Origin of the sequence: Geomonas silvestris, from assembly GCF_014193515.1 — a bacterium.
Lineage (GTDB): Bacteria > Desulfobacterota > Desulfuromonadia > Geobacterales > Geobacteraceae > Geomonas > Geomonas silvestris.
Genome location: NZ_BLXX01000013.1, coordinates 20,201 through 39,440 on the forward strand (window position 1 = coordinate 20,201; position 19,240 = coordinate 39,440).

General features: G+C 64.6%; 16 protein-coding genes. 3 read left to right on the plus strand and 13 right to left on the minus strand.

The window, feature by feature from the left end; translation table 11 throughout:
• Nucleotides 1–269: 269 nt before the first annotated feature.
• The 12 genes from GMST_RS17855 to GMST_RS17910 all read right to left on the minus strand — a co-directional run bounded on the left by GMST_RS17855 (nt 270) and on the right by GMST_RS17910 (nt 14,756).
• Complete coding sequence (locus GMST_RS17855) at nt 270–1,343, minus strand: mannose-1-phosphate guanylyltransferase (protein WP_183356062.1); 1,074 nt, start codon at nt 1,341–1,343, stop codon at nt 270–272.
• 208 nt (nt 1,344–1,551) lie between these two features.
• On the minus strand, nt 1,552–1,917 hold the full coding sequence (locus GMST_RS17860) for a cupin domain-containing protein (protein ID WP_183356063.1): 366 nt from the start codon (nt 1,915–1,917) through the stop codon (nt 1,552–1,554).
• A gap of 20 nt (nt 1,918–1,937) precedes the next feature.
• A complete protein-coding gene (gene rfbD, locus GMST_RS17865; protein ID WP_183356064.1) occupies nt 1,938–2,771 on the minus strand; it encodes a dTDP-4-dehydrorhamnose reductase in 834 nt (277 codons plus the stop codon).
• Nucleotides 2,772–3,158: 387 nt separating this feature from the next.
• Nucleotides 3,159–4,226, minus strand: coding sequence for a dTDP-glucose 4,6-dehydratase (gene rfbB, locus GMST_RS17870; protein WP_183356065.1), 1,068 nt, complete (start codon nt 4,224–4,226; stop codon nt 3,159–3,161).
• Between the two features lie 213 nt (nt 4,227–4,439).
• Nucleotides 4,440–6,482, minus strand: coding sequence for an LPS-assembly protein LptD (locus GMST_RS17875; RefSeq protein WP_183356066.1), 2,043 nt, complete (start codon nt 6,480–6,482; stop codon nt 4,440–4,442).
• 117 nt (nt 6,483–6,599) lie between these two features.
• Nucleotides 6,600–7,874: a bifunctional folylpolyglutamate synthase/dihydrofolate synthase gene (locus GMST_RS17880; protein ID WP_183356067.1), complete on the minus strand. Its 1,275-nt coding sequence runs from the start codon at nt 7,872–7,874 to the stop codon at nt 6,600–6,602.
• A gap of 205 nt (nt 7,875–8,079) precedes the next feature.
• A complete protein-coding gene (locus GMST_RS17885) occupies nt 8,080–8,709 on the minus strand; it encodes a LysE family translocator (protein WP_183356068.1) in 630 nt (209 codons plus the stop codon).
• A 95-nt stretch (nt 8,710–8,804) separates the two neighbouring features.
• A complete protein-coding gene (gene accD, locus GMST_RS17890) occupies nt 8,805–9,653 on the minus strand; it encodes an acetyl-CoA carboxylase, carboxyltransferase subunit beta (protein WP_183356069.1) in 849 nt (282 codons plus the stop codon).
• Nucleotides 9,654–9,794: 141 nt separating this feature from the next.
• Nucleotides 9,795–10,592, minus strand: coding sequence for a tryptophan synthase subunit alpha (trpA, locus tag GMST_RS17895; RefSeq protein WP_183356070.1), 798 nt, complete (start codon nt 10,590–10,592; stop codon nt 9,795–9,797).
• A gap of 130 nt (nt 10,593–10,722) precedes the next feature.
• Nucleotides 10,723–12,927 (minus strand): methyl-accepting chemotaxis protein, encoded by a 2,205-nt coding sequence (locus tag GMST_RS17900; protein ID WP_183356071.1) that lies wholly within the window; start codon nt 12,925–12,927, stop codon nt 10,723–10,725.
• 5 nt (nt 12,928–12,932) lie between these two features.
• A complete protein-coding gene (locus tag GMST_RS17905; RefSeq protein ID WP_183356072.1) occupies nt 12,933–13,292 on the minus strand; it encodes a cytochrome C in 360 nt (119 codons plus the stop codon).
• A 132-nt stretch (nt 13,293–13,424) separates the two neighbouring features.
• Nucleotides 13,425–14,756: a porin gene (locus GMST_RS17910; RefSeq protein WP_183356073.1), complete on the minus strand. Its 1,332-nt coding sequence runs from the start codon at nt 14,754–14,756 to the stop codon at nt 13,425–13,427.
• A 265-nt stretch (nt 14,757–15,021) separates the two neighbouring features.
• Here GMST_RS17910 and GMST_RS17915 point away from each other — a divergent pair, with 265 nt between their 5' ends.
• The 3 genes from GMST_RS17915 (at nt 15,022) to GMST_RS17925 (ending at nt 17,795) form a co-directional block, all read left to right on the plus strand.
• Entirely contained in the window at nt 15,022–16,917 is a 1,896-nt protein-coding gene (locus GMST_RS17915) for a cytochrome c3 family protein (protein WP_183356074.1), read from the plus strand.
• Between the two features lie 110 nt (nt 16,918–17,027).
• Nucleotides 17,028–17,570 (plus strand): epoxyqueuosine reductase QueH, encoded by a 543-nt coding sequence (locus tag GMST_RS17920; protein WP_183356075.1) that lies wholly within the window; start codon nt 17,028–17,030, stop codon nt 17,568–17,570.
• 12 nt (nt 17,571–17,582) lie between these two features.
• Entirely contained in the window at nt 17,583–17,795 is a 213-nt protein-coding gene (locus GMST_RS17925; protein ID WP_183356076.1) for a DUF2905 domain-containing protein, read from the plus strand.
• Nucleotides 17,796–17,952: 157 nt separating this feature from the next.
• On the opposite strand, the gene hpnI is transcribed toward GMST_RS17925, so the two are convergent.
• On the minus strand, nt 17,953–19,092 hold the full coding sequence (hpnI, locus tag GMST_RS17930) for a bacteriohopanetetrol glucosamine biosynthesis glycosyltransferase HpnI (protein WP_371873138.1): 1,140 nt from the start codon (nt 19,090–19,092) through the stop codon (nt 17,953–17,955).
• Nucleotides 19,093–19,240 lie beyond the last annotated feature (148 nt).

Below are 19,240 nucleotides of genomic sequence, written 5' to 3' on the forward strand. Positions count from 1 at the left end.
GACGCACGGTCTCGAGACGGTTCGGTTCAGGTGAGGCGCCACGTCGGGGCGACCGACGGGCAAGGCACGGCGGCCAGTGTAGCAATTTTTCTCGAAGATTGCGAGGCTCGCGTCGGGGGAACCTCGGGCGCACCTTGAAGAAGCGAAGACAGGGGAGATTCGCACCTTTGCTCAACCCTGAGGCCGGATGCAAAACGGCCTCGCCTGGTGACCGCGGGGTCCCAAAGGCGAGGCCGTTACCAATGTGGGCAGCGCTGCAACAGTCCGGATTACAGATACTCCGTCTTCCCGCGCCGCTCAAGTTCCTCGACAACCTTCTTCACATCCTGGGCGGCGTCCTTCGCGCAGACCAGGAGCGCGTCGGGGGTGTCCACCACGACGAGGTCCTTGACGCCTACCAGGGCGACCAGCTTCCCTCCCGCGTAGGCCAGGCACCCCTCGGACTTCACCGAGACCGATCCCGGCGCCTCGATCACCACGTGGTTATCCTGGTCCGCTTCCATCACCTCGGGGAGCGCGCTCCAGGAGCCGACGTCGCTCCAGCCGAAGGAGGCGGGGATCACCTGCACGTTGGTCGCCTTCTCCATGACGCCGAAGTCGATCGAATCCCCCTTGATGCCGGCGTAGATCTCGGCGATCTGCGGTTTCAGGTCGGATATCTCCCAGAGGTCCTGGTGGAAGGTGAGCTTGGCAAGCGCCTTTGAGAGTTCCGGCATGAGAGCGGCGATCTGGTCCAGGATGGCGCAGGCGCCCCAGACGAACATGCCGCTGTTCCAGTAGAAACGCCCGGTCGCCAGGAACTCCAGGGCCCGCTCCAGGGGGGGCTTCTCCACGAAGCGGGCAACCTTCGCCGGCTCCTCCCCCTTGTTCTCGGTCGCCTCGATGTAGCCGTAGCCGGTCTCGGGGCGGGTGGGGGCGATCCCCAGCGTCACCAGCGCCGCGGTTTGCGCCACCCCCTTCGCCTTAACCAGCGTCGCCCTAAAGCGCTCCTCGTCGACGATGTAGTGGTCCGCCGGCAGGACCGCCATGATCCCGTCCGGATCGAAACGCGCGATGATCGAGGCGGCAAGCCCGATGGCGGGTGCCGTGTTCCGCCCCACCGGCTCCTCGATCACGTCCACCGGGACGCCGGCGATGTACTCCAGCTGGCGCCGGGTCTCCGCTGCCTGCAGGGCGTTGGTGACCACCATGACCCTTTTGGGCTTCAGGGGGAGTACCCGCTCGACGGTGCGCTGCAGCATCGACTTGCCGCCGAACACCGACATGAGCTGCTTCGGGGTGCTCTTCCTGGAAAGCGGCCAGAACCTGGTGCCGGATCCTCCGGCGAGAATGACGATGTACATGGTGCCTCCTGGTCAAAGGGGATCGCAAAGATGAGAGAAGCGGATGCCGGGGCCGGAGCCAAGGCGCGGAAAAGGCGGATTCACGGCGGATACCAAAAGCCCTCGAGGGGTTTTCTGGGTACCCGCGGGAAATCCGCCCGGTCCGCGCCGCGCGCGTAACCCGCTCCGGCGCCCAACGCGCGGTCAGCCGCGTGGTGCTGCTTCAGGTCTAGACGATCTTGTCGACGTCGATTTCCACGCGGTGGTAGTCGTCCTGGAAGCGCACGATATCGTCCTCGCCCAGGTACTCGCCGCTTTGCACCTCGATGATGACGAGCGGGATCACGCCGGGGTTCTCCAGCCGGTGGTTGGTGCCGATCGGGATGAAGGTCGATTCGTTCACGTTCACGATCTTAACCTGCTCGCCGCAGGTCACCTTGGCGGTTCCCGAGACCACGATCCAGTGCTCGCTTCTGTGGTGGTGCATCTGCAGCGACAGGCGCTGGCCGGGCATCACCTCGATGCGCTTGATCTTGTAGCCGGTGTGCTCGTCGAGTACCGTATAGGTCCCCCAGGGACGCTCTCCGCGTTCCATGTCTCCTCCAGGTGTTGCGGTTAGTTTGGTTGTCTCAGCTCGAGGTAGCGCTGCAGCGCGTCCTGCCAGGGCTGCGGCGAAAAGCCGGTATCGGCGCTCAGCTTGCCGCAGTCGAGCGTGGAGTACAGCGGCCGGGCAGCCGGGCGTCCCAGCTCTTCGGTCGTCATCGGCGCCACCTCGACCTTAAGCCCCGCCAGCCGGAAGATCTCCTTGGCGAAGCCGTTCCAGGAGGTGACGCCCGCGTTGGCGGCGTGGTAGGTGCCGCGGCAGTCCTTGTCGATGAGCGCCTTGATGGCCAGGGCGAGGTCGCGGGTCCAGGTGGGGGAGCCGATCTGGTCGTCCACCACGGTCAGTGTGTCGCGCTCGGCGGCCAGCTTCAGCATGGTCTCCACGAAGTTCTTGCCGGCGTGCCCGTAGAGCCACTGGGTGCGCACGATCAGGTGGTTCGGGTTGAAGCAGGTGTTCATCTCCCCGGCAAGCTTCGATTCGCCGTAGACGCTCAGGGGGGCCGGGGCGTCGTCCTCCTGGTAGGGGGAGCCCTTCCTGCCGTCGAAGACGTAGTCGGTGCTCACCTGCACGAGCTTCGCGTCGATCTCCTTGCTGATCATCGCCAGGTGCGCCACCCCTTCGCCGTTTACCTGCAGGGCGAGTTCGCTGTTGCTCTCGCAGCCGTCCACGTCGGTATAGGCGGCGGCGTTCACCACCACGCGGGGCTTCAGGGTGGTCAGCACCCGCTGCACCGAGACCAGGTCCGTGATGTCGATCTCGCCAACGTCCACGCCGCGAGCCGCGCTCCCGAAAAGGGCCATCAGTTCCTGCCCGAGCATCCCCTTGTTACCAACCACCAGTATCATGTAACCCTCCGGGGCCGGCGACGCCGGTCAAGGCCGTGCCGCGCCCGAATAAATGTAACGTCTAATTTTGTTTTTGCCACAGCGCGGGGACCGGCTGCGCAGGTGCCTGTCCCCTTAGGCCTGCCACTTTAAACCAGCTTTCGGGCAAGTCCGTGAAACCTTATATCAACTTTCCACGAAGCACCACAGGATGCAGCACGTCCCCCCCGTTGAAAAAGGGGGGGCAGGGGGGATTCGATTTTTGCGAAGCGGCCAGCGGCTAATCAGCAGGAATCGCGGTCAACATCGAATCCCTCCTGACCTCCCTTTTCCAAAGGGAGGGACCTTGCGCCACCTGCAGAGCCTGGCAAGGGGGATTCGGACCACTCCCGCCAGACCGCCTTTTTGTTACCGGTTCCCGTACTGCGCCTGGTAGTACTCGCGGTAGGCGCCGGAGGCGACCTCGGCGACCCACCCCTGGTTCGCCAGGTACCAGTCGATGGTCTCGGCGATGCCGCGCTCGAAGGTGTAGCTCGGCTCCCACCCCAGCTCGCGCTTCAGCTTCGAGGCGTCGATGGCGTAGCGCCGGTCGTGTCCCGGGCGGTCCTTCACGTAGGTTATCAGCTGCCGGCTCTCCCCGGGGAAGCGTCCCAGCCGCTCGTCCATCAGGTCGCAGACCAGCTTCACGATGTCGATGTTCTTCCACTCGTTGTTGCCGCCGATGTTGAACACCTCGCCGGGGGTGCCCTTCTTCAGCACCCGCTCGATGGCGGCGGAGTGGTCCTTCACGTGCAGCCAGTCGCGCACGTTGAGGCCGTCGCCGTAGACCGGCAGCGGGTGGCGCTGCAGGATGTTGTGGATCATGAGCGGTATGAGCTTCTCCGGGAAGTGGTACGGCCCGTAGTTGTTGGAGCAGCGGGTGTTGAGCGTCGGGAGCCGGAAGGTCTCGAAGTAGGCGCGCACCAAAAGGTCGGCGCCGGCCTTCGATGCCGAGTACGGGGAGTTGGGCGCGAGCGGGGTCTCTTCGGTGAAGTACCCGACCGGGCCGAGGCTTCCGTAGACCTCGTCGGTGGAGACCTGCAGGAAGCGGAAGTTCGAGACCTTTTCGGCGTGCTTGCGGCTCGCCTCGAGAAGCGTCTGGGTCCCCAGGACGTTGGTCCTCACGAAGATCTCGGGGCCCGTTATGGAGCGGTCCACGTGCGACTCGGCGGCGAAGTGGACCACCGCGTCGATCCGCTCCTCGTCGAGCAGCGTCGCCACCAGGGGGGCGTCGCAGATGTCCCCCCTCACGAACCGGTAGTTCGGGTTGTCCTGGACCGCGGTTAAGTTCTTCAGGTTCCCGGCGTAGGTGAGGATGTCGAGGTTGACCACCCGGCAGCCGGGGTTGCCGGCCAAAAAGTGGTGGATGAAGTTGGAACCGATGAACCCGGCCCCTCCGGTGACCAGCACCGAGGCGGGAGTAAAGGTATCAGACATGAGTCCTCCGTGTTATGAATGCGCCCGGGACGCGTCCACTCCAGCGTAGCTGCCTGCGCCAGCAAGCGTTCTGCGAAGCTGGGAGCCCTTTGCGCTCCCCCGATTGAGCTGGTGCTGTATCCGCCGCAGCTCCTTGCGCAGGCAAGGCTTTAGCGAAGGTGGACTACCCTTGATACACCGCGCGGCGCAAAACTGTCAACTTGTTATCCCCGGTCAAAAGGCCCGGACCGGCACCAGTCCGCCGACTCCGGAGAGCGTGAAGTTGACGGTGAAGGACTTGTTGTCCGGCCGGTTGGTATAGGTGGCGACGATCCCCCAACACTGGCGTTTGTACTCCAGCGAGTAGCGCGACTCAAGGAAGTCACCCTTGTCGAAGGAGTAGCGTCCGAGGACGCTCGCCGAAATCTGTGAGGTAACCGGGAGCGAGAAGCGCCCCTCCAGGTAGCTCAGCTCGCTGCGCGAGTAGCGGTAGCCGAGTGCGGCCAGTTTCGCGGTCGGCCCGACCCCGTCGTGCAGTTCAGCAGCGAGGTTAGCAGTGGAGATATCGTTGTCAACGGTGTTGTAGCGGCCGTCGCCCGCGATGGTGAGCTCGCGGGTCGGCAGGTACTTCCCTTCGATCATCAGGTCGTTCAGCCGGTGCCCGAGGTCCGCCTGGTCCAGGTTGAGCAGGTTCAGCCGCTCTCCGGTGAACCAGTACCCCTGGGAGAGTTTCAGGTAGAGGAGATCGCGGTACTCGGCAGCTCCCCCTTCCTTGACGATCTTCTCGGTCACGAGGTTACTCACCGACCAGACGAGCGAGCTGTGTCCGGGGATCTGGTCCAGGCGGTCGAAGGGGGTGAAACCGAGGCCGTGCGGTTCCTGGAGGTAGCTGTACTCGAGCCCGGGGATCATCAGGTGCCGGTAGCGCCCGTCGTAGACGCGCGCCAGGGGGAGCGAAAGGGTTGAGCCGGCCTCGGCCTGGCCGGACTGCTGCAAGGCCCCCGGGGCACCGGCGCCGTAGAGGTTGTAGAACTGCTGCCGGTAGCCGCCGTACACCGAGAGGTCCATAAGCCCTGCCGGCTTCTGGTAGAGCGTCAGGCGCGGCGACAGGGTGAGCCGCTGCCCGGTGGTCCCCTCGATGCGCTGGAAATTGACCAGGCTGGAATCCATGGCGAAGTAGAGCGGACCGGCGAGCCGGTTCCCCGCCGCGGTGAAGCTCAGGGCCGGGAGGTTCTGCAGGGTGGCGTTGTTGTTGGAGGCGACCAGGTCCTCGACGTAGCGGAACTCGCCGCTTAGGGCGTAGCGCTCCCACCTCTTGTCGAAGGAGACGTTGGACTGCAGCAGCTGGCGGTTGTAATCTCCGGTGTCCTCGCTGAAGTCGCGGTAGTAGGAGCGGTCGGTGATCAGGTGGATGTCCGAGGCGAGCGTGACGCTCGGGGTAAGCAGCTCCAGGTGGCGCTGGTTCAACTCCCCGCGGAAACGCTCGGCAGCGGTGTCGTAGATCCCGAACCCCTGCAGGGTCCCTTCGCTGCCGCCGCGGCGCAGGTAGCGGTAGTCCCACCCCATCCCGACGCCGCGCGAGCTCTCGATGTCCAGGTCGAAGGTGACGTCCTGGCTGGGGGTCGGCGCCCAGTAGTAGGGCTGGATGTAGTAGAACCCCTTCTTGGTGGAGTGGCCGATGCGCGGGAGCAGGAGGCCGGACTGGCGCTCCTTGTTGACCGGGAAAAGCAGGTAGGGGGTGTAGAGCACCGGGACCTTTCCGACGTAGAAGACGGCGTCGCGGGCGGTGGCGAAGTCGTCCAGGGTGACCTTCAGGTCGCGGGCCTCGAAGTGCCAGCTGGGGAGGTCGCCGTCGCAGGTGGTGAAGCTGCCGCGCTCGACCCGGTAGTCCTCCTCGCCGGTTTTCTGCACGCGCTCCCCGCGCATCCGGAAGTTGGAACTCTTCACGAAGAGCTCGCCGTTTATGAGCTCACCGGTCTCCGTCTTCAGGTTGAGCGAGATCCGGTCCCCCTTGAGGGTATCGGAGGCCTTCTGCAGGAAGATGTTCCCCCGGGCCTCCGCGTCGCCGGTCAGGCGGTGGTAGATCACGCTGTCCGCCAAAAGCGAGACGCCGGCGCGCTCCATGCGCACCCGCCCCGAGGCCTGGTAGCTGTCGGTGGGGACGTCGATCTTCAAGGTATCCGCCTCGAGGCTCACCCCGACGTCCGAGGCCGCCTGCGCCAGGTGGGGGGCGGTGACCAGGTATGCGAGAAGCCCGAGGGCTCGTGCAGCTTTCAAAGGTGCTCCGTGGGACGTGTAAATATACTGGCGTCAGCCGTCCGGCAACCGGCCGGACCAAGAGTATCAGCAAAACAACCGGCACTCAAAGTAAGGCGCCGAAAAACTGCGGGAGGTTCAGCCCCTGAACAGGTGGAAGTCCCGGGAGAGCAGGATGCCGCGCGCCTCCCCCACGGTGAAGAGCGAGCCGCAGACGAGGATCAGGTCGTCGGGCCCCGCGGCCGCCCGGGCGAGCTCGATGCCGCGCCGAACCGGGCCGGCAGCCTCCACCGGCACCCCGTACTCCGCGCACGAGGCGGCCAGCGCCTCGGCGGGAAGCGCTCGCTCCAGGTCGGGTGACACGGTGAAGACGCGCTCGGCGAGCGGCACCAGGGGGCCCAGGATCCCGGAGAGCTCCTTGTCCCCCATCACCCCGATTACCAGGAAGAGACGTTGGTACGGGATCCCGCCCAAGGCCTCGGCGAGGGCGCGGGCGCCTGCCGGGTTGTGCGCCCCGTCCAGGATGAGCCGGGGCGTTCCTTCAAAGAGTTCCAGGCGCCCCGGCCAGCGGGCCTCGGCTACCGCCCCGGGAAAGGCTCGCGCGGGAACCGGGAAACCCACCCCGGCCAAAAGCTCGGCCGCGGCCAGGGCACAGGCGATGTTGCCGCTTTGGTAGGCGCCAGCGAGCCCGGGGCTGAGGGCATCGAGCCGCATCCCAATGCCGCGGTAGCTCAGGTTCCCCCCTTCCCACCAGGCGTCGAACTCCTCGCCCAGCCGGTAGAGCGGCGCACTCAGTGCCGCGGCCTGTGCCTCGATCAGCTGCGCCGCCTCCGGCGCTTGCTGCGCCGAGACGATGGGGCGCCCCGGTTTGCAGATCCCCACCTTTTCCCGGGCGATCTCGGCGATGGAGCCCCCGAGGTAATCGGTGTGGTCCAGGGAAACCGGTGTGATGATCCCGAGGACCCCGTCAAAGACGTTGGTCGCGTCGAGACGCCCCCCCATGCCCGCCTCGAAGACCGCGATCTCGACCCCGGCCTCGGCGAAATGCAGCGCCGCCAGGGCCGTCACGATTTCGAAGAAGGTGGTCTCCGGAGGGGCGGCCGCCAGCACCCGCCCGGCGAGGCGCACCACGTCCTCCTCGGCGATCTCGGCGCCGTTGACCCGGATGCGCTCGGTAAAGGAGATGAGGTGCGGAGAGGTGAAGAGCCCGGTACGGTAACCGCCGGAAGCCAACAGGGTGCTCAACTGGGAGGCGGTGGAACCCTTGCCGTTGGTCCCCACCACGTGGAGCGCCGCGAAGGCGTGCTGCGGGTTGCCCAGGGCCTCAAGCAGAAGCGAGATGCGTTCCAGCCCGGGCTTGATGCCGAAGCGGCCCAGGGCGAAGATGTGCGTGAGGGTTTCAGCGTAGGTCATGACTGGCGGGGATTATAGGTAAAGAGCAGGCAAAAGTCCACCGATTCCCAAGCTGCCTCGGGTCGATGTCCGTTACGAGTCCCCCCTCCCTCGAGGGAGGGGGCTAGGGGGTGGGTGAGGCTGCCAGTTGCGCTGAGGCGGCAGCTTCCCCCTCACAGTTGCTCTCCCGCAAGGGGAGAGGGGACTCACTGCAAGGCGGCGTTCCCTACCAGCGCTCCGGCCAGGCGAGCTTCAGCCCGAGCCCCATGAGGACGCAGCCGGCCAACTGCCCGACCCGCGCGCCGCCCGTGGCGCTGCGGTTCAGCCAGCGGCCGATCTCTCCGGAGCAAAGGGCGACCAGCCCGAAGCCGAGCAGGGTGAGGACGACGAAGGTGCTCCCGAGTATCAGCATCTGCAGCGCCACCTGGCCGCGGCCGAACTCGATGAACTGCGGGAAGAAGGCCAGGAAGAAGAGCGCCACCTTGGGGTTCATGATGTTGGCCAGGATGCTCTGCCGGAAAATGGTCCGGCAGGCGAGGTCGCCGGCACTCCCCTCGGGGACCAGCGCGGCGCCGCTGCGCAGGAGCTTGATGCCGATGTAGAAGAGGTAGGCGGCGCCGGCGTACTTCACGCAGGCGAAAGCGGTGGCCGACGACTTGATGAGCGCCGAGAGCCCGACCACCGCGAAGAAGGTGTGCGCGAAGTTACCCAGGCCAAACCCGGCTGCCGCGGCAAGGGCCGCCCTCCTCCCCTGCGCGATGCCGCGGGTCATCACGTAGATGATGTCGGGGCCGGGGGTGAAGATGAGCAGAAGCGAGGCGGCGGAAAAAAGGGCGAGCTGACTTAGGGTCACCATGAAATTTCCTCCAGAAATACAAAAGGCGCCCGCCAGCCGAGCTGCTGGACGGGCGCCTGGTGGCTTTCCGTTTGGGGGTGTGCTGCCGGCTGGGACTAGTTGCGGTAGAGCATCTTCAGGATGCTGGAGAGCTGCGCCTTCATCTTGCTGCGCTCCACGATGACGTCCACCATGCCATGCTCCAGGAGGTATTCCGCGCGCTGGAAACCCTCGGGGAGTTTCTGGCGGATGGTCTGCTCGATGACGCGCGGCCCGGCAAACCCGATGAGCGCCTTGGGCTCCGACATGTTGACGTCGCCCAGCATGGCGAAGCTCGCGGTGACGCCGCCGGTGGTCGGATCGGTGAGGATCGAGACGAAGGGAAGCCCCGCCTCGGCAAGCTTCGCGAGCGCCGCGGAGGTCTTCGCCATCTGCATGAGCGACAGGATGCTCTCCTGCATGCGCGCGCCGCCCGAGGCGGAGACGATGATCACCGGGGTGCGCTTGTCGAGCGCGCGCTCGATGGAGCGGGTGATCTTCTCGCCGACCACGCTCCCCATGGAGCCCCCCATGAAGGAGAAGTCGAAGACGCTGATCTCCACCGGGGTCCCCTCGACTTGGCCGGAGCCGCAGATGATGGCGTCTTTGGAGCCCCCCTTGGCGAGCGCAGCGTCGATGCGGCTTTGGTAGCTCTTGGTGTCCTTGAAGTTGAGGCAGTCGACCGATACCATCCCGGCGTCGAACTCGGTGAAGCTCCCGGCGTCAAGGAGGAGTTCCAGGCGCTTTCTGGCCGAGATCCGGTAGTGGTGGTTGCACTTGGGGCAGACGTTGAGGTTGTTCTCGATGTCCTTGGTCAGGATGGTCTCACCGCAGCTCACGCACTTCGTCCAAAGCCCTTCCGGCACCTTTACCCTGGGGTTGGCCCCCTTCCCGATCGGCGGATTGTCCCTCTTAAACCAAGCCATAGCATACCTCGTCAGGGGGCCCTCCCCCCGTATAGTTCGTTAGTGTAAACTGCGGCAGATACTTAACAGATCACCACAGCGATGTCAATCAAAACGGTGGGCAACTCGCCGTAACTTTTCGGTATTACGGCGGATAAGCGGTCAGGCGCCCAGCACCCCTTTTTTGAGGGAGGCGACGAAACCGGAGAGCTCGCGTAAGAGCTCCGCCCCTTTGAAGCGCTCGAAGTACTTCACCAGCGCGCTCCCCACCACGACCCCGTCTGCCACGCTCGCCACCTGGGCCGCCTGCTCGGGAGTCGAGATCCCGAAACCGACCACCATGGGGAGTTCCAGTTCGCTGCGCACGCTCGCCACCCGGTCCGCCAGGGTATCGGCTACCTGGCTGCGGGCGCCGGTAACCCCTGCCACCGAGACGTAGTAGATGAAGCCGCGCCCCAGGCGGGAGACGGTCGCCACGCGCGAGGGATCCGAGGTCGGGGTCAAGAGGAAGATGAAATCGAGCCCGTTCGCGTCGGTCGCCACCTGCAGTTCGGCCGCCTCCTCGGGCGGGAGATCCACCACCAGGAGTCCGTCCACGCCGGCCTTGACCGCGTCGGCCGCGAAGCGCTCGGCGCCGTAGGCGAAGATCGGGTTGAAGTACCCCATGAGCACGATGGGGATCTGGGTGCGGCTCCTCAGGCGCGCGACCATCTCGAGGATGCCGGGGAGCGTGGTCCCGGCGGCGAGTGCGCGCTCCGAAGAGAGCTGGATGGTCGGGCCGTCGGCCATCGGGTCCGAGAAGGGGACGCCCAACTCGATGAGGTCGCAGCCGGCACGCTCCAGCTCGAGCACCACCTCTTCCGTGGTGGCCAGGTCCGGGTCCCCGGCGGTGATGAAGGTAACCAGCGCCTTCTCGCCGCGCCCTTTCAGTTCGGCAAACTTCTTCTCGATCCTGCTCATGTTCCACTCCTTTAACGCCGGCTCATGCTGCCGCGAAGGACGATTTGTAGCACAGCCGGCCGATAAAAACAACAAGGGGCGAACATCATTCGCCCCCGCTGTTTCCTGCAGTTTTGACGGAAGCCCCGCCCTAGATGTTGAACGCTTCCATCTCTTTTTTCAAAAGGTCGGTCTGGCGGAACAGCTTGTAGACCGCCTCGTCCATGACCCGGGTCGCCTCGAGGTTCGCGTCGGTCGCCGACTGGATGTCCTCGACCGAGGAGACGATCTGCTCGGAGCCGCGGCTCTGCTCGTCGCAGGCCCGCTTTATGTGGCGGATCATCTCTGTGATGCTCTCGGTGGACTGGGCGATCAGGTTCCCCACCTTGTTCTGCTCGCGGGTCGAGGAGAGCACCTGCGAGGTGAGCCCCTTCATGTTCTCGACCGCCGCCATGATGAGCTCGCTCCCCTGCCCCTGCTCGCGGGTCGCCTTGGCGATCTGGGCCACCATCTCGGAGACCTGCTCCATCGCCTCGCGGATCATCTGGCTCCCCTTGGCCTGCTCCACGGTGGTGCGGGCGATCTCGGTCACCTGCGCGGTCGCCTCGGTTACCCCGATCACGATCTTGGTGAGCGCCTCGCCGGACTTCTGGGAGAGGAGCTCGCCGTCGGCGATGGAGCGCTCGGCCTGGTTGATGGCGTCCACGGCGCGGCGGGTCTCCTCCTGGACGCCGCGGATCACCTGGGAGATCTCGCGGGTCGAGCTGGAGGTACGCTCGGAGAGTTCCTTGATCTCGTCGGCCACCACGGCGAACCCTTTGCCGTGCTCGCCGGCCTGGGCCGCGATGATGGCGGCGTTCAGGGCCAGGAGGTTCGTCTGCTCGGCCACCTCGTCGATCACCGAGAGGATCTCGCCGATGTCGCCGGCGCGCTCGGAGAGGGTGGTGACTACCTCGGAGGTGATCCTGGAGGCCCTTTTTATCTCCTGCATGCCGCCGATCACCGCTTCGACCGCCTCGCGGCCGGTTTCGGCGTCGACGCGCACGGCCTTCGAGATGGAGGCGGTTTCGTTCGCGTTTCGCTCCACCTGCTTGATCGAGCTGTCCATCTCCATGACCGAGGAGGCGGTCGCCGTGGCCACTTCCATGAGGCTCACCACGCCGTTACCGACCTGCTTGATGGAGCTTCCCATCTCGACGATGGAGGAGCTCACCTCGCCCACCGAGAGGGCCAGGTTTTCCATGTTCTGCACCACCTCTTCCACGCTGGAGGCCATCTCGAGGATCGAGGAGGAGCTCTCCGAGGCGGAGACCGAGAGGGAGTCGACCCCCTGGGCCACACCCTTAACCGAGGTGTTGATCTGCACGATGGCGGCCGAGGTCTTGGAGACGCTGTCGGCCTGGGTCTTCGCGCTTCCGACCACCGAGTGGGACGCCTTCGCCATGGTGTCGGAGATGCCGGCCAATTCGCTCGAGGAGCGCGACACCTTGCCGATCATGCCGGAGAGCTTATTGACCATCTCGTTGAAGTCGCGCGCCAGCTGCCCCAGCTCGTCGTCGGTGTCGAGGACGATGGTGGCGGTCAGGTCACCCTCGGCGCCGCGGTTCACGGCCTGGGCCATGATCCGGATGCGGCTTACGATGTTGCGGGTGATGAGCAGCCCGAGCGTAATGGCGACTGCGATGGAGATCAGGATGACGACCACGAAGGTGATCCCTGCGGAGCGCTGGATCTGGGTCACCTGCGCGTTGGCCGCGTTCATCTGGTTCCCCACCTCGACCAGGATGTCGTCGAGGTCGGCCTTGGCCTTGTCGTTGGCCTCGGTGATGGCGTCGTTGGCGAGCTTGTGCAGCTCTTCGTCGGCCAGCGCATCCTTGGCTGCCTGCCCGAGCGAGTTGGGGGGAACCGCCTTCATCAGCTGTTCCTTGCGGGCAATCAGCTGGTCGGCCACCTTCTCGAAGTCGGCCCAGCTCACCAGGAACAGCCGGGTGCGCTTCTCGATCAGGCTCCCCTTCGCCGCGGGGCGCACGCCGAGCTTCTTGTTGCCGTCCAGGATGGTCTGGGCCTGGGAGAGCAACAGGTCGCGCTTCATCCGGTAGTCTTCCACGTACTCTTCCATCTTGTCCGGCTCGCTGCGGACCAGGGCGGCCTGCATGAGGCTTACGTGGCAGTACTTCTGGGTGACCCCCATGAGCAGCACCAGCTTCTGCTGCTTGGAGAGCTGTTCCAGGATGCTCTGGATCTCGCCGCCCACCCGCTTCATGTTCAGCGCGCCGAAGAAGCCGGTGAAGGCAACCAAAAGCGCCATGATCAGGAAGGAGACCAGAAGTCGGGTACGCAGCTTGATATTTTTCATCACTATCAGCGCTCCGCTTCAGACAAGAGGTAGTTGAGCAGTTCGACCGAGGCTTTCACCTCCGGCTTGGACATGTTGGAGTCGGGCTTTCTGAGCATCTTCACACCGTAGGCCTTGGTGGCGTTGCGGTCGAAAGGCTGGCCGGAGATGGGGGCCACGCCGGTCTGCACCGCGACGATGGTCCGCTCCAGGGTGTGGCACTTCACGCACCTCACGCGGACGATCTCGTAGTTGGCCTTCATCTGCGGCGGGAAGTTGGAGGGGTCGAGGCGCATGTTGTCCCCTTTCCCGATGACCTTGAGTCCGGCGTGGGCCGCGGTTGCCGACAGGGAAACCAGGAGCAGGGTGATGAGGAGCTTTTTCATCTGGGTGAATCCTCCTTGATAAGGCGGGTACTGCTGTTTGTTTGTGTATAACCTCCGGAGCGCGTACGCCGCCGGTTGTCGTCTCGAGGTCTTCTCAACCTCAACCTTCACCTCAACCTCGCCTTCGAGCGGCTAGAAGCTGATCGCCAGGGAGGCCAGCGTCAGGCGCTGGATCCCGCTGGGGGCGTCGGTGAAGATGTACTCCAGGGAGACCTTGGTGTTCTGCAGCGGCGCATAGGAGACCGCCGGGATGTAGCGGCGGGTCCGGCCGTTCAGGTCTTTTTGGTACTCGTAGCGGAAAAGGGTGATCAGGTTCACCGGGGCGCCGAACATGTACTCCCCTTCCACCGCATAGGCCTTCGAGTCTATCGGCGTGGGGGCCGTGGAACTGAAGGTGGGATTGTCGTCGCGCCCGAAGGCGCCGCTCCCCTTCAGGTGGAAGCGCTTGTAGAGCAGGTCCGCCTCTGCCCCGGCACGGTAGAACTCGTTTTTGAACTGGGCCACGCCGCGGTCGTTGAACTTCCCGTTGCTCCCCGCGTAGCCGAAGCCCCCCAGGGTAAGCGAGAGGTAATCCCAGACGCTGTCGCTTTCCAGGTCGATCTCGGGTTCGTGCCCCAGGAAGTCGGTGCCGCCCAGCTTCACCGAGATGTGCCCGTAGCCGTCCTTGTTCTTCTGGCCGTTGCGGTCGACCACCCCGCCCGCCAGGAAGACCCGGTTCCCGAGCACCGCGTTCACCTCGAGGGCGTCTTCAGGAGCATCAAGGGAGAAGGGGGTGGAGCCCTGCGAGAAGGAGGAACCGACGGTGTAGGCGGTGGAGGCGTACGAGGGGGTAAGGATAACGCGGTTACTCTTTTTCCACAAGGAGAGTTTGGGCTCCATGCGGCCGATCCGGAAGTTGATCGGAGTGCCGAAGGCGTGGCGCCAGATGGCGTACATCTCGTAGATGTCGGGGCTGTTGCTGGGAGGGGTGTTGGCGTTGCTCGCCGGGCTGCTGCTGGCGGTGGCGCTGGTCTGGGTCCCCTGCGAGTAGAGGTTGTAGGTCAGGAAGAACCCGGCCACGTCCCGGAACGCGCCGCCGGCCTGGAGCCTCAGCGAACGGGTGGAAAGGTCGACCTTGTTGCCGTCGAAGGCGTCGTTGTTGTAGGCGACGTCCAGGGTGCCGGTGAAGGATACCGGCAAAAGCTCCGGAAGCCCGGAAAGCCAGAGTCCCTCGATCTTGCCCTCTTTCTTATCGGCAGGCTGCACGGCCTCCCCCGGCTTCCCCGGGTAGACGTAGCCGTTTTTCAGGAAGGCGTCGCCGAACTCGTTGAGTTCCGGGTAGATGGTGTGGCAGGTGGAGCACTCGGTTTTGAACTGCCTGCTGAAGGCGGGGATGGCGTGGGCCCCTTTTGGGAGGCTGAGTTGTAAGAGGGTAAGGGCCAACAACGGCAGAGCGAGAACAAGGGAGCTTTTCCTCGAGGACATTAAGATCTCCTGGCAGCGCAGTAATCACAAAGAAACATTATGCCACACTCATAAAAAACCATTATCTCAGGCAAAACCGCAGACACTGATGACAGAGATCCAAAAGCGGATGCCGATTATTACAATATTGACGATGTGAAGTCAACTTAACAAAACAACCTGACGTAGGAATTCCGGTATACGGAGTGAGCCGATACTCATTTTTTCTACTTTTTTTTTGACGGAAATGCTATAAAGATCGGCAAAATATCGGGAGGGTCCTGTCATGCAGCTTGTGAACCTTGTTTTCTGTGTTATTTCCCTCGTGCTCTTGGCAGGTTGCGGCGGCAGCAGCTCGACCGGTTCCCCCCACGCCGTCAGCACGGCGGCGGCGTCGGCCACCTGCCTTGATTGCCACGCCAGCGCCGTTTCTCCCGGCACCGGCGCCCTGATCGCCGCCGAGTGGGGCACCTCGACCCACAACCTCAATAACGGCGCCAGCTGCGCCGACTGCCACGAGCCTCCCGCAAACCACCCGAACAACGCCTGCAGCGCCTGTCACGGCGGCGGGACCGGAGAGGTAACCCAGAACCCGGATGCCGCCGGCAAGTGCCTCAAGTGCCACGGCCCCGCCCACCCTTCCGACATCATGATGGTGAAGGCGCCGCAGCACTACGGCTACTCGAGCGCCACGGTGCAGGGACAGGCCAAGCGCGCCTCCTTTGTAAGCGGGCGCTACGTGGGCGACTGCCGTGCCTGCCACAACCCGCACCTGAACACGGTCACCCCGCAGCACCGGGCCTGGGCGGGTTCCGCGCACGGCGATCCCAAGGGGGTGGCCTGGTCCAGCAACGACTTTACCGTCGCCAGCCGCGCCCTCTGCAGCCGCTGCCACACCGCCACCGGCTACCTAAGCTACGTGACCAGCAACTTCACGGTCCCCAGCACCGCCGCGGGTACCGGCGACGGGTCGCGCCAGCTTCTGGCCTGCAACGCCTGCCACACAAGCTACGACTTCAAGAACATCCGCCAGGTGGCCTCCTTCACCGCGCCCTACAAAGGGTATAACGGCAGCGACCTGGCCAGTTTCCCCGCGGTCGGCGAGACCAACCTCTGCATCCCCTGCCACACCGGGCGCGAGAGCGGCCATTCGCTGGACGCGGTCCCCAACTTCGCCTCGGCCAACTTCATCAACCCGCACTACCTCGCCGCCGCCGGGCTCATGTACATGCAGTCCGGCTTCACCGGCTTTACCTCGGCAAGCGCGGTAATCGGCTCCTCGACCTACGGCAAATCGCTCTCCCCGGACAGCATCTCCACCCCGGGCGGGATGAGCGGAGGGACCACGAGCACCCACCGCAACCTCGGCACCACCCGGATCAACAACGACTCGCACAAGCCGAGCTTCTTCGTGCCGGGAGTGGCGGACAGTAACGGCCCCTGCGTCACCTGCCACCTCAACGCAAGCGGCGTTGCGGTCCGGGCGGCAAACGGCCACAGCCTGAAGATCGACGACAACGCCTACAACCAGCTTTGCACCAACTGCCACTCCTCCGAAAACACCGTGCCGCTCAACGCCGCCAACTTCCGGAGCGTGTTCCTCGAGCCGCAGGCCGAGGCGTTCCAGTCCACCCTGGAACTGGCCGTCTACCTCTTGAAAGACAGGTACAACGTCGAGTACGATCCGGCCCTCTACCCGTACTTCTTCGTCGGGGGACAGACCCACAGCTCGGCCAGCGCCGTGAAGGACTGGACCATCAGCGGCACCCGGAACGGCAAGAAAATGATGGGTGCCTGCTTCAACGTCCAACTCCTGACCAAGGACCCGGCGGCCTTCGCCCATGCCCGCAGCTACTCGCGGCGCCTGCTTTACGACTCCATCGACTTCATCGACGACGGGATCATGAACGGCTCCACGGGCACCACCGCTCAGACCGTGAGCGCCTCGGGGAGCGCCCTGACCAACCCGGTGTTCGGAAAGTTCACCAAGGGGGCCAAGGCTTACGACAGCGCCTTCGACTCCACCACCAACGGCGTCACCAAGTACGTCATCACCACCATCGCGAGCGGCACCAGCGAGGCGATGCTCTACCTGGTCGGCTGGAGCCGCAGCGGAAGCGACGCCGACCCGGCAACCGCCGCTGCGAAGGCCGGGGCCTGGAACTCCCCGGAGCGCCCCTAGCTGGCAGCACGCAGTAAAACCTGGCACACTCGGCACGTCGAGCCAACCGACCACAGAGCCCCGCCCTTCCTGGCGCGGGGCTCCCTTTTTCAGCCGCACGAGAGCTGTCCATGAAACTACTTTTACACATCTGCTGTGGGCCGTGCGCCGTCTACCCCGTGAAGGAACTTCGTTCCGGCGGGATTGAGGTGACCGGGTTCTTCTTCAACCACAACATCCACCCCTACACGGAGTACCGCCTGCGGCGCGACGCGGTGAAGAGCTACGCCGAGATGGTGGAGCTCAAGGTGATCTACCGGGACGAGTACCGGCTCGAGGAGTTCCTGGAAAACGTGGCGGGGCAACCGGCGGCACGTTGCGGCTATTGCTACCGCTCCCGTCTCGAGGAAACCGCGAAGAGCGCAGCGGAACTCGGCTTCCCGCACTTTTCCTCGACCCTTCTCTACAGCAGGTACCAGAACCAGGAGTTGATCCGGGCCTACGGAGAGGAGTTGGGGGAGCGCTACGGCGTCAAGTTCTACCACGACGATTTCCGGCGCGGCTGGCAGGAAGGGATCGACCTTTCCAAGGAGATGGGGCTCTACCGCCAGAAGTACTGCGGTTGCATCTACAGCGAGAAGGACCGCTACGCCAAGAAGAAAAAGGGCGCGTAGGGAGCAAGCGCGATGTCCTCCTTGGGAAAATCCCTCATAGTTATCGGCCTCGTCATCGCCGCCGTCGGCGTGCTGTTCAACTTCGCCGGCAAGCTCCCCTGGCTCGGGCGGCTCCCCGGCGACATCTACATCAAGCGGGAGAACTTCACCTTCTACTTCCCCCTTGCCACCAGCATCATCGTCTCCGTCGTCCTCTCCTTCGTCCTCTGGCTGTTACGCAAATAGCTCCCGCAAACAAAAGGGGACCGGCTCCGCAAGGTGCCCGTCCCCTTCTTTGATTCTCCGTTACGCTCCCAGAAGCCACAACTAAATTTCCCCGACGAGCTGCAGCCGCCCTCGCGTCCCCCACTTTGCAAAAGGGGGGGACAGGGGGGATCCGCCTTTACGACTCCACCTCGACGATCTTCCCCCCCTTGGAGAGCTGGAAGAGATGCCCGCGCCAGATGACCCGGCTCCCGAAGAGCGAGAGGAACCAGACCCCGAAGGAGAGCGCGTCGCGCACCGGCAAGAGCCAGAGCCAGCGCGGCAGGAGGAGATCCTTCAGAAACGCCCTGCTGTAGGTGAGGCAGACCGCCGAGCGCACCAGGTAGAGGAGCGCCGCCGCCCCCCACCCCGCCGCCGAAAAGCCGGAGAGGATGAGCGCCAGGAGCGCCCCCGGAAAGGGGAGCGTGATCCCCGAGGCGAGGTACCCCCCCGGGCGCGAGACCCGCATGGTGCGTCCCCAGCGCAGTTGGCGCACCAGCACCTCCTTGACGCTCTCGCTCCCCTTCATGATGCTCTCCACGCAGTACGAGGTGAGCTCCAGTCGGTAGCCGGCGCGGAAGGTCATGTTCCCCAGCTGGTAGTCGTCGGCCAGGTAGTCCACCAGCGCCTCGAAGCCGCCGATCTTCTCCAAGGCCTCGCGGCGCACCGCGATCGACGCCCCCAGCGCGAAGCTCAGCCCCTCCAGCTTGAGCGCCGCCATCACGTTGGGGACCATCTCGCAGGAAAAGCCGAGCGCCTCGATGGCGCAGCCGACCCCGCGGGCGCCCGAGGTGCGGTAGAGCGAGGTGACCAGCCCGACCTCCGGATCGGCGAAGGGGGCCAAGACCTCGCGCAGGTAGCTCGGCGTCACCCGGATGTCGCTGTCGCAGACGATGACAAACGGGTGCTTCGCCCGGGCGTGCGCGTGCATCAGGTTGCAGACCTTGTAGTTCGCTCCGTGAATGCGGGGGTCGATGACCAGTAAGACGTCGTGCTCGGGGAAGCTCTCCTTAACCCGCTTGATCACCGGGATGACCGGGTCGTTTTCCGAGGCGACGGCGAAGACGATTTGGTAGGTGGGGTAGTCCTGGCGGCAGAACGAGGCGAAGTTCTCGAAGCTCTCCCCGTCCATCCCCTTCACCGGTTTGAGGATCGTGACCGGCGGAGTGAAGTCGGAGAGCGCCGAGCCCTTGCCGAAGAAGCTGCGCCCGCAAAAAAGCGTGATCGCCGAATAGGCGAGAGCAGGTGCAGTTATGAGAAAGGGGATAACCGGATGCATCAAAACCTCTACGTTATCTTCTGCGGGGTAACCGACTCCCCCGCCCTGCGGGAGGGGGCTGGGGGGTGAGGGAAGGTGCCACCCATAAAAAACCAAGTTGCGGCAGACAACAGACCACAGGCAGCCTCGTCTCAGCCAGCTTCCCCCT

Excerpts from the sequence above, each read along its gene's own strand:
- GMST_RS17925 (WP_183356076.1), top strand. The coding sequence starts at position 17,583 with ATGTCCTCCTTGGGAAAATCCCTCATAGTTATCGGCCTCGTCATCGCC.
- rfbD (WP_183356064.1), bottom strand. The coding sequence starts at position 2,771 with ATGATACTGGTGGTTGGTAACAAGGGGATGCTCGGGCAGGAACTGATG.
- GMST_RS17910 (WP_183356073.1), bottom strand. The coding sequence starts at position 14,756 with ATGTCCTCGAGGAAAAGCTCCCTTGTTCTCGCTCTGCCGTTGTTGGCC.
- trpA (WP_183356070.1), bottom strand. The coding sequence starts at position 10,592 with ATGAGCAGGATCGAGAAGAAGTTTGCCGAACTGAAAGGGCGCGGCGAG.
- GMST_RS17885 (WP_183356068.1), bottom strand. The coding sequence starts at position 8,709 with ATGGTGACCCTAAGTCAGCTCGCCCTTTTTTCCGCCGCCTCGCTTCTG.
- GMST_RS17920 (WP_183356075.1), top strand. The coding sequence starts at position 17,028 with ATGAAACTACTTTTACACATCTGCTGTGGGCCGTGCGCCGTCTACCCC.
- GMST_RS17905 (WP_183356072.1), bottom strand. The coding sequence starts at position 13,292 with ATGAAAAAGCTCCTCATCACCCTGCTCCTGGTTTCCCTGTCGGCAACC.
- accD (WP_183356069.1), bottom strand. The coding sequence starts at position 9,653 with ATGGCTTGGTTTAAGAGGGACAATCCGCCGATCGGGAAGGGGGCCAAC.
- hpnI (WP_371873138.1), bottom strand. The coding sequence starts at position 19,092 with ATGCATCCGGTTATCCCCTTTCTCATAACTGCACCTGCTCTCGCCTAT.
- GMST_RS17860 (WP_183356063.1), bottom strand. The coding sequence starts at position 1,917 with ATGGAACGCGGAGAGCGTCCCTGGGGGACCTATACGGTACTCGACGAG.
- GMST_RS17855 (WP_183356062.1), bottom strand. The coding sequence starts at position 1,343 with ATGTACATCGTCATTCTCGCCGGAGGATCCGGCACCAGGTTCTGGCCG.
- rfbB (WP_183356065.1), bottom strand. The coding sequence starts at position 4,226 with ATGTCTGATACCTTTACTCCCGCCTCGGTGCTGGTCACCGGAGGGGCC.
- GMST_RS17880 (WP_183356067.1), bottom strand. The coding sequence starts at position 7,874 with ATGACCTACGCTGAAACCCTCACGCACATCTTCGCCCTGGGCCGCTTC.
- GMST_RS17915 (WP_183356074.1), top strand. The coding sequence starts at position 15,022 with ATGCAGCTTGTGAACCTTGTTTTCTGTGTTATTTCCCTCGTGCTCTTG.
- GMST_RS17900 (WP_183356071.1), bottom strand. The coding sequence starts at position 12,927 with ATGAAAAATATCAAGCTGCGTACCCGACTTCTGGTCTCCTTCCTGATC.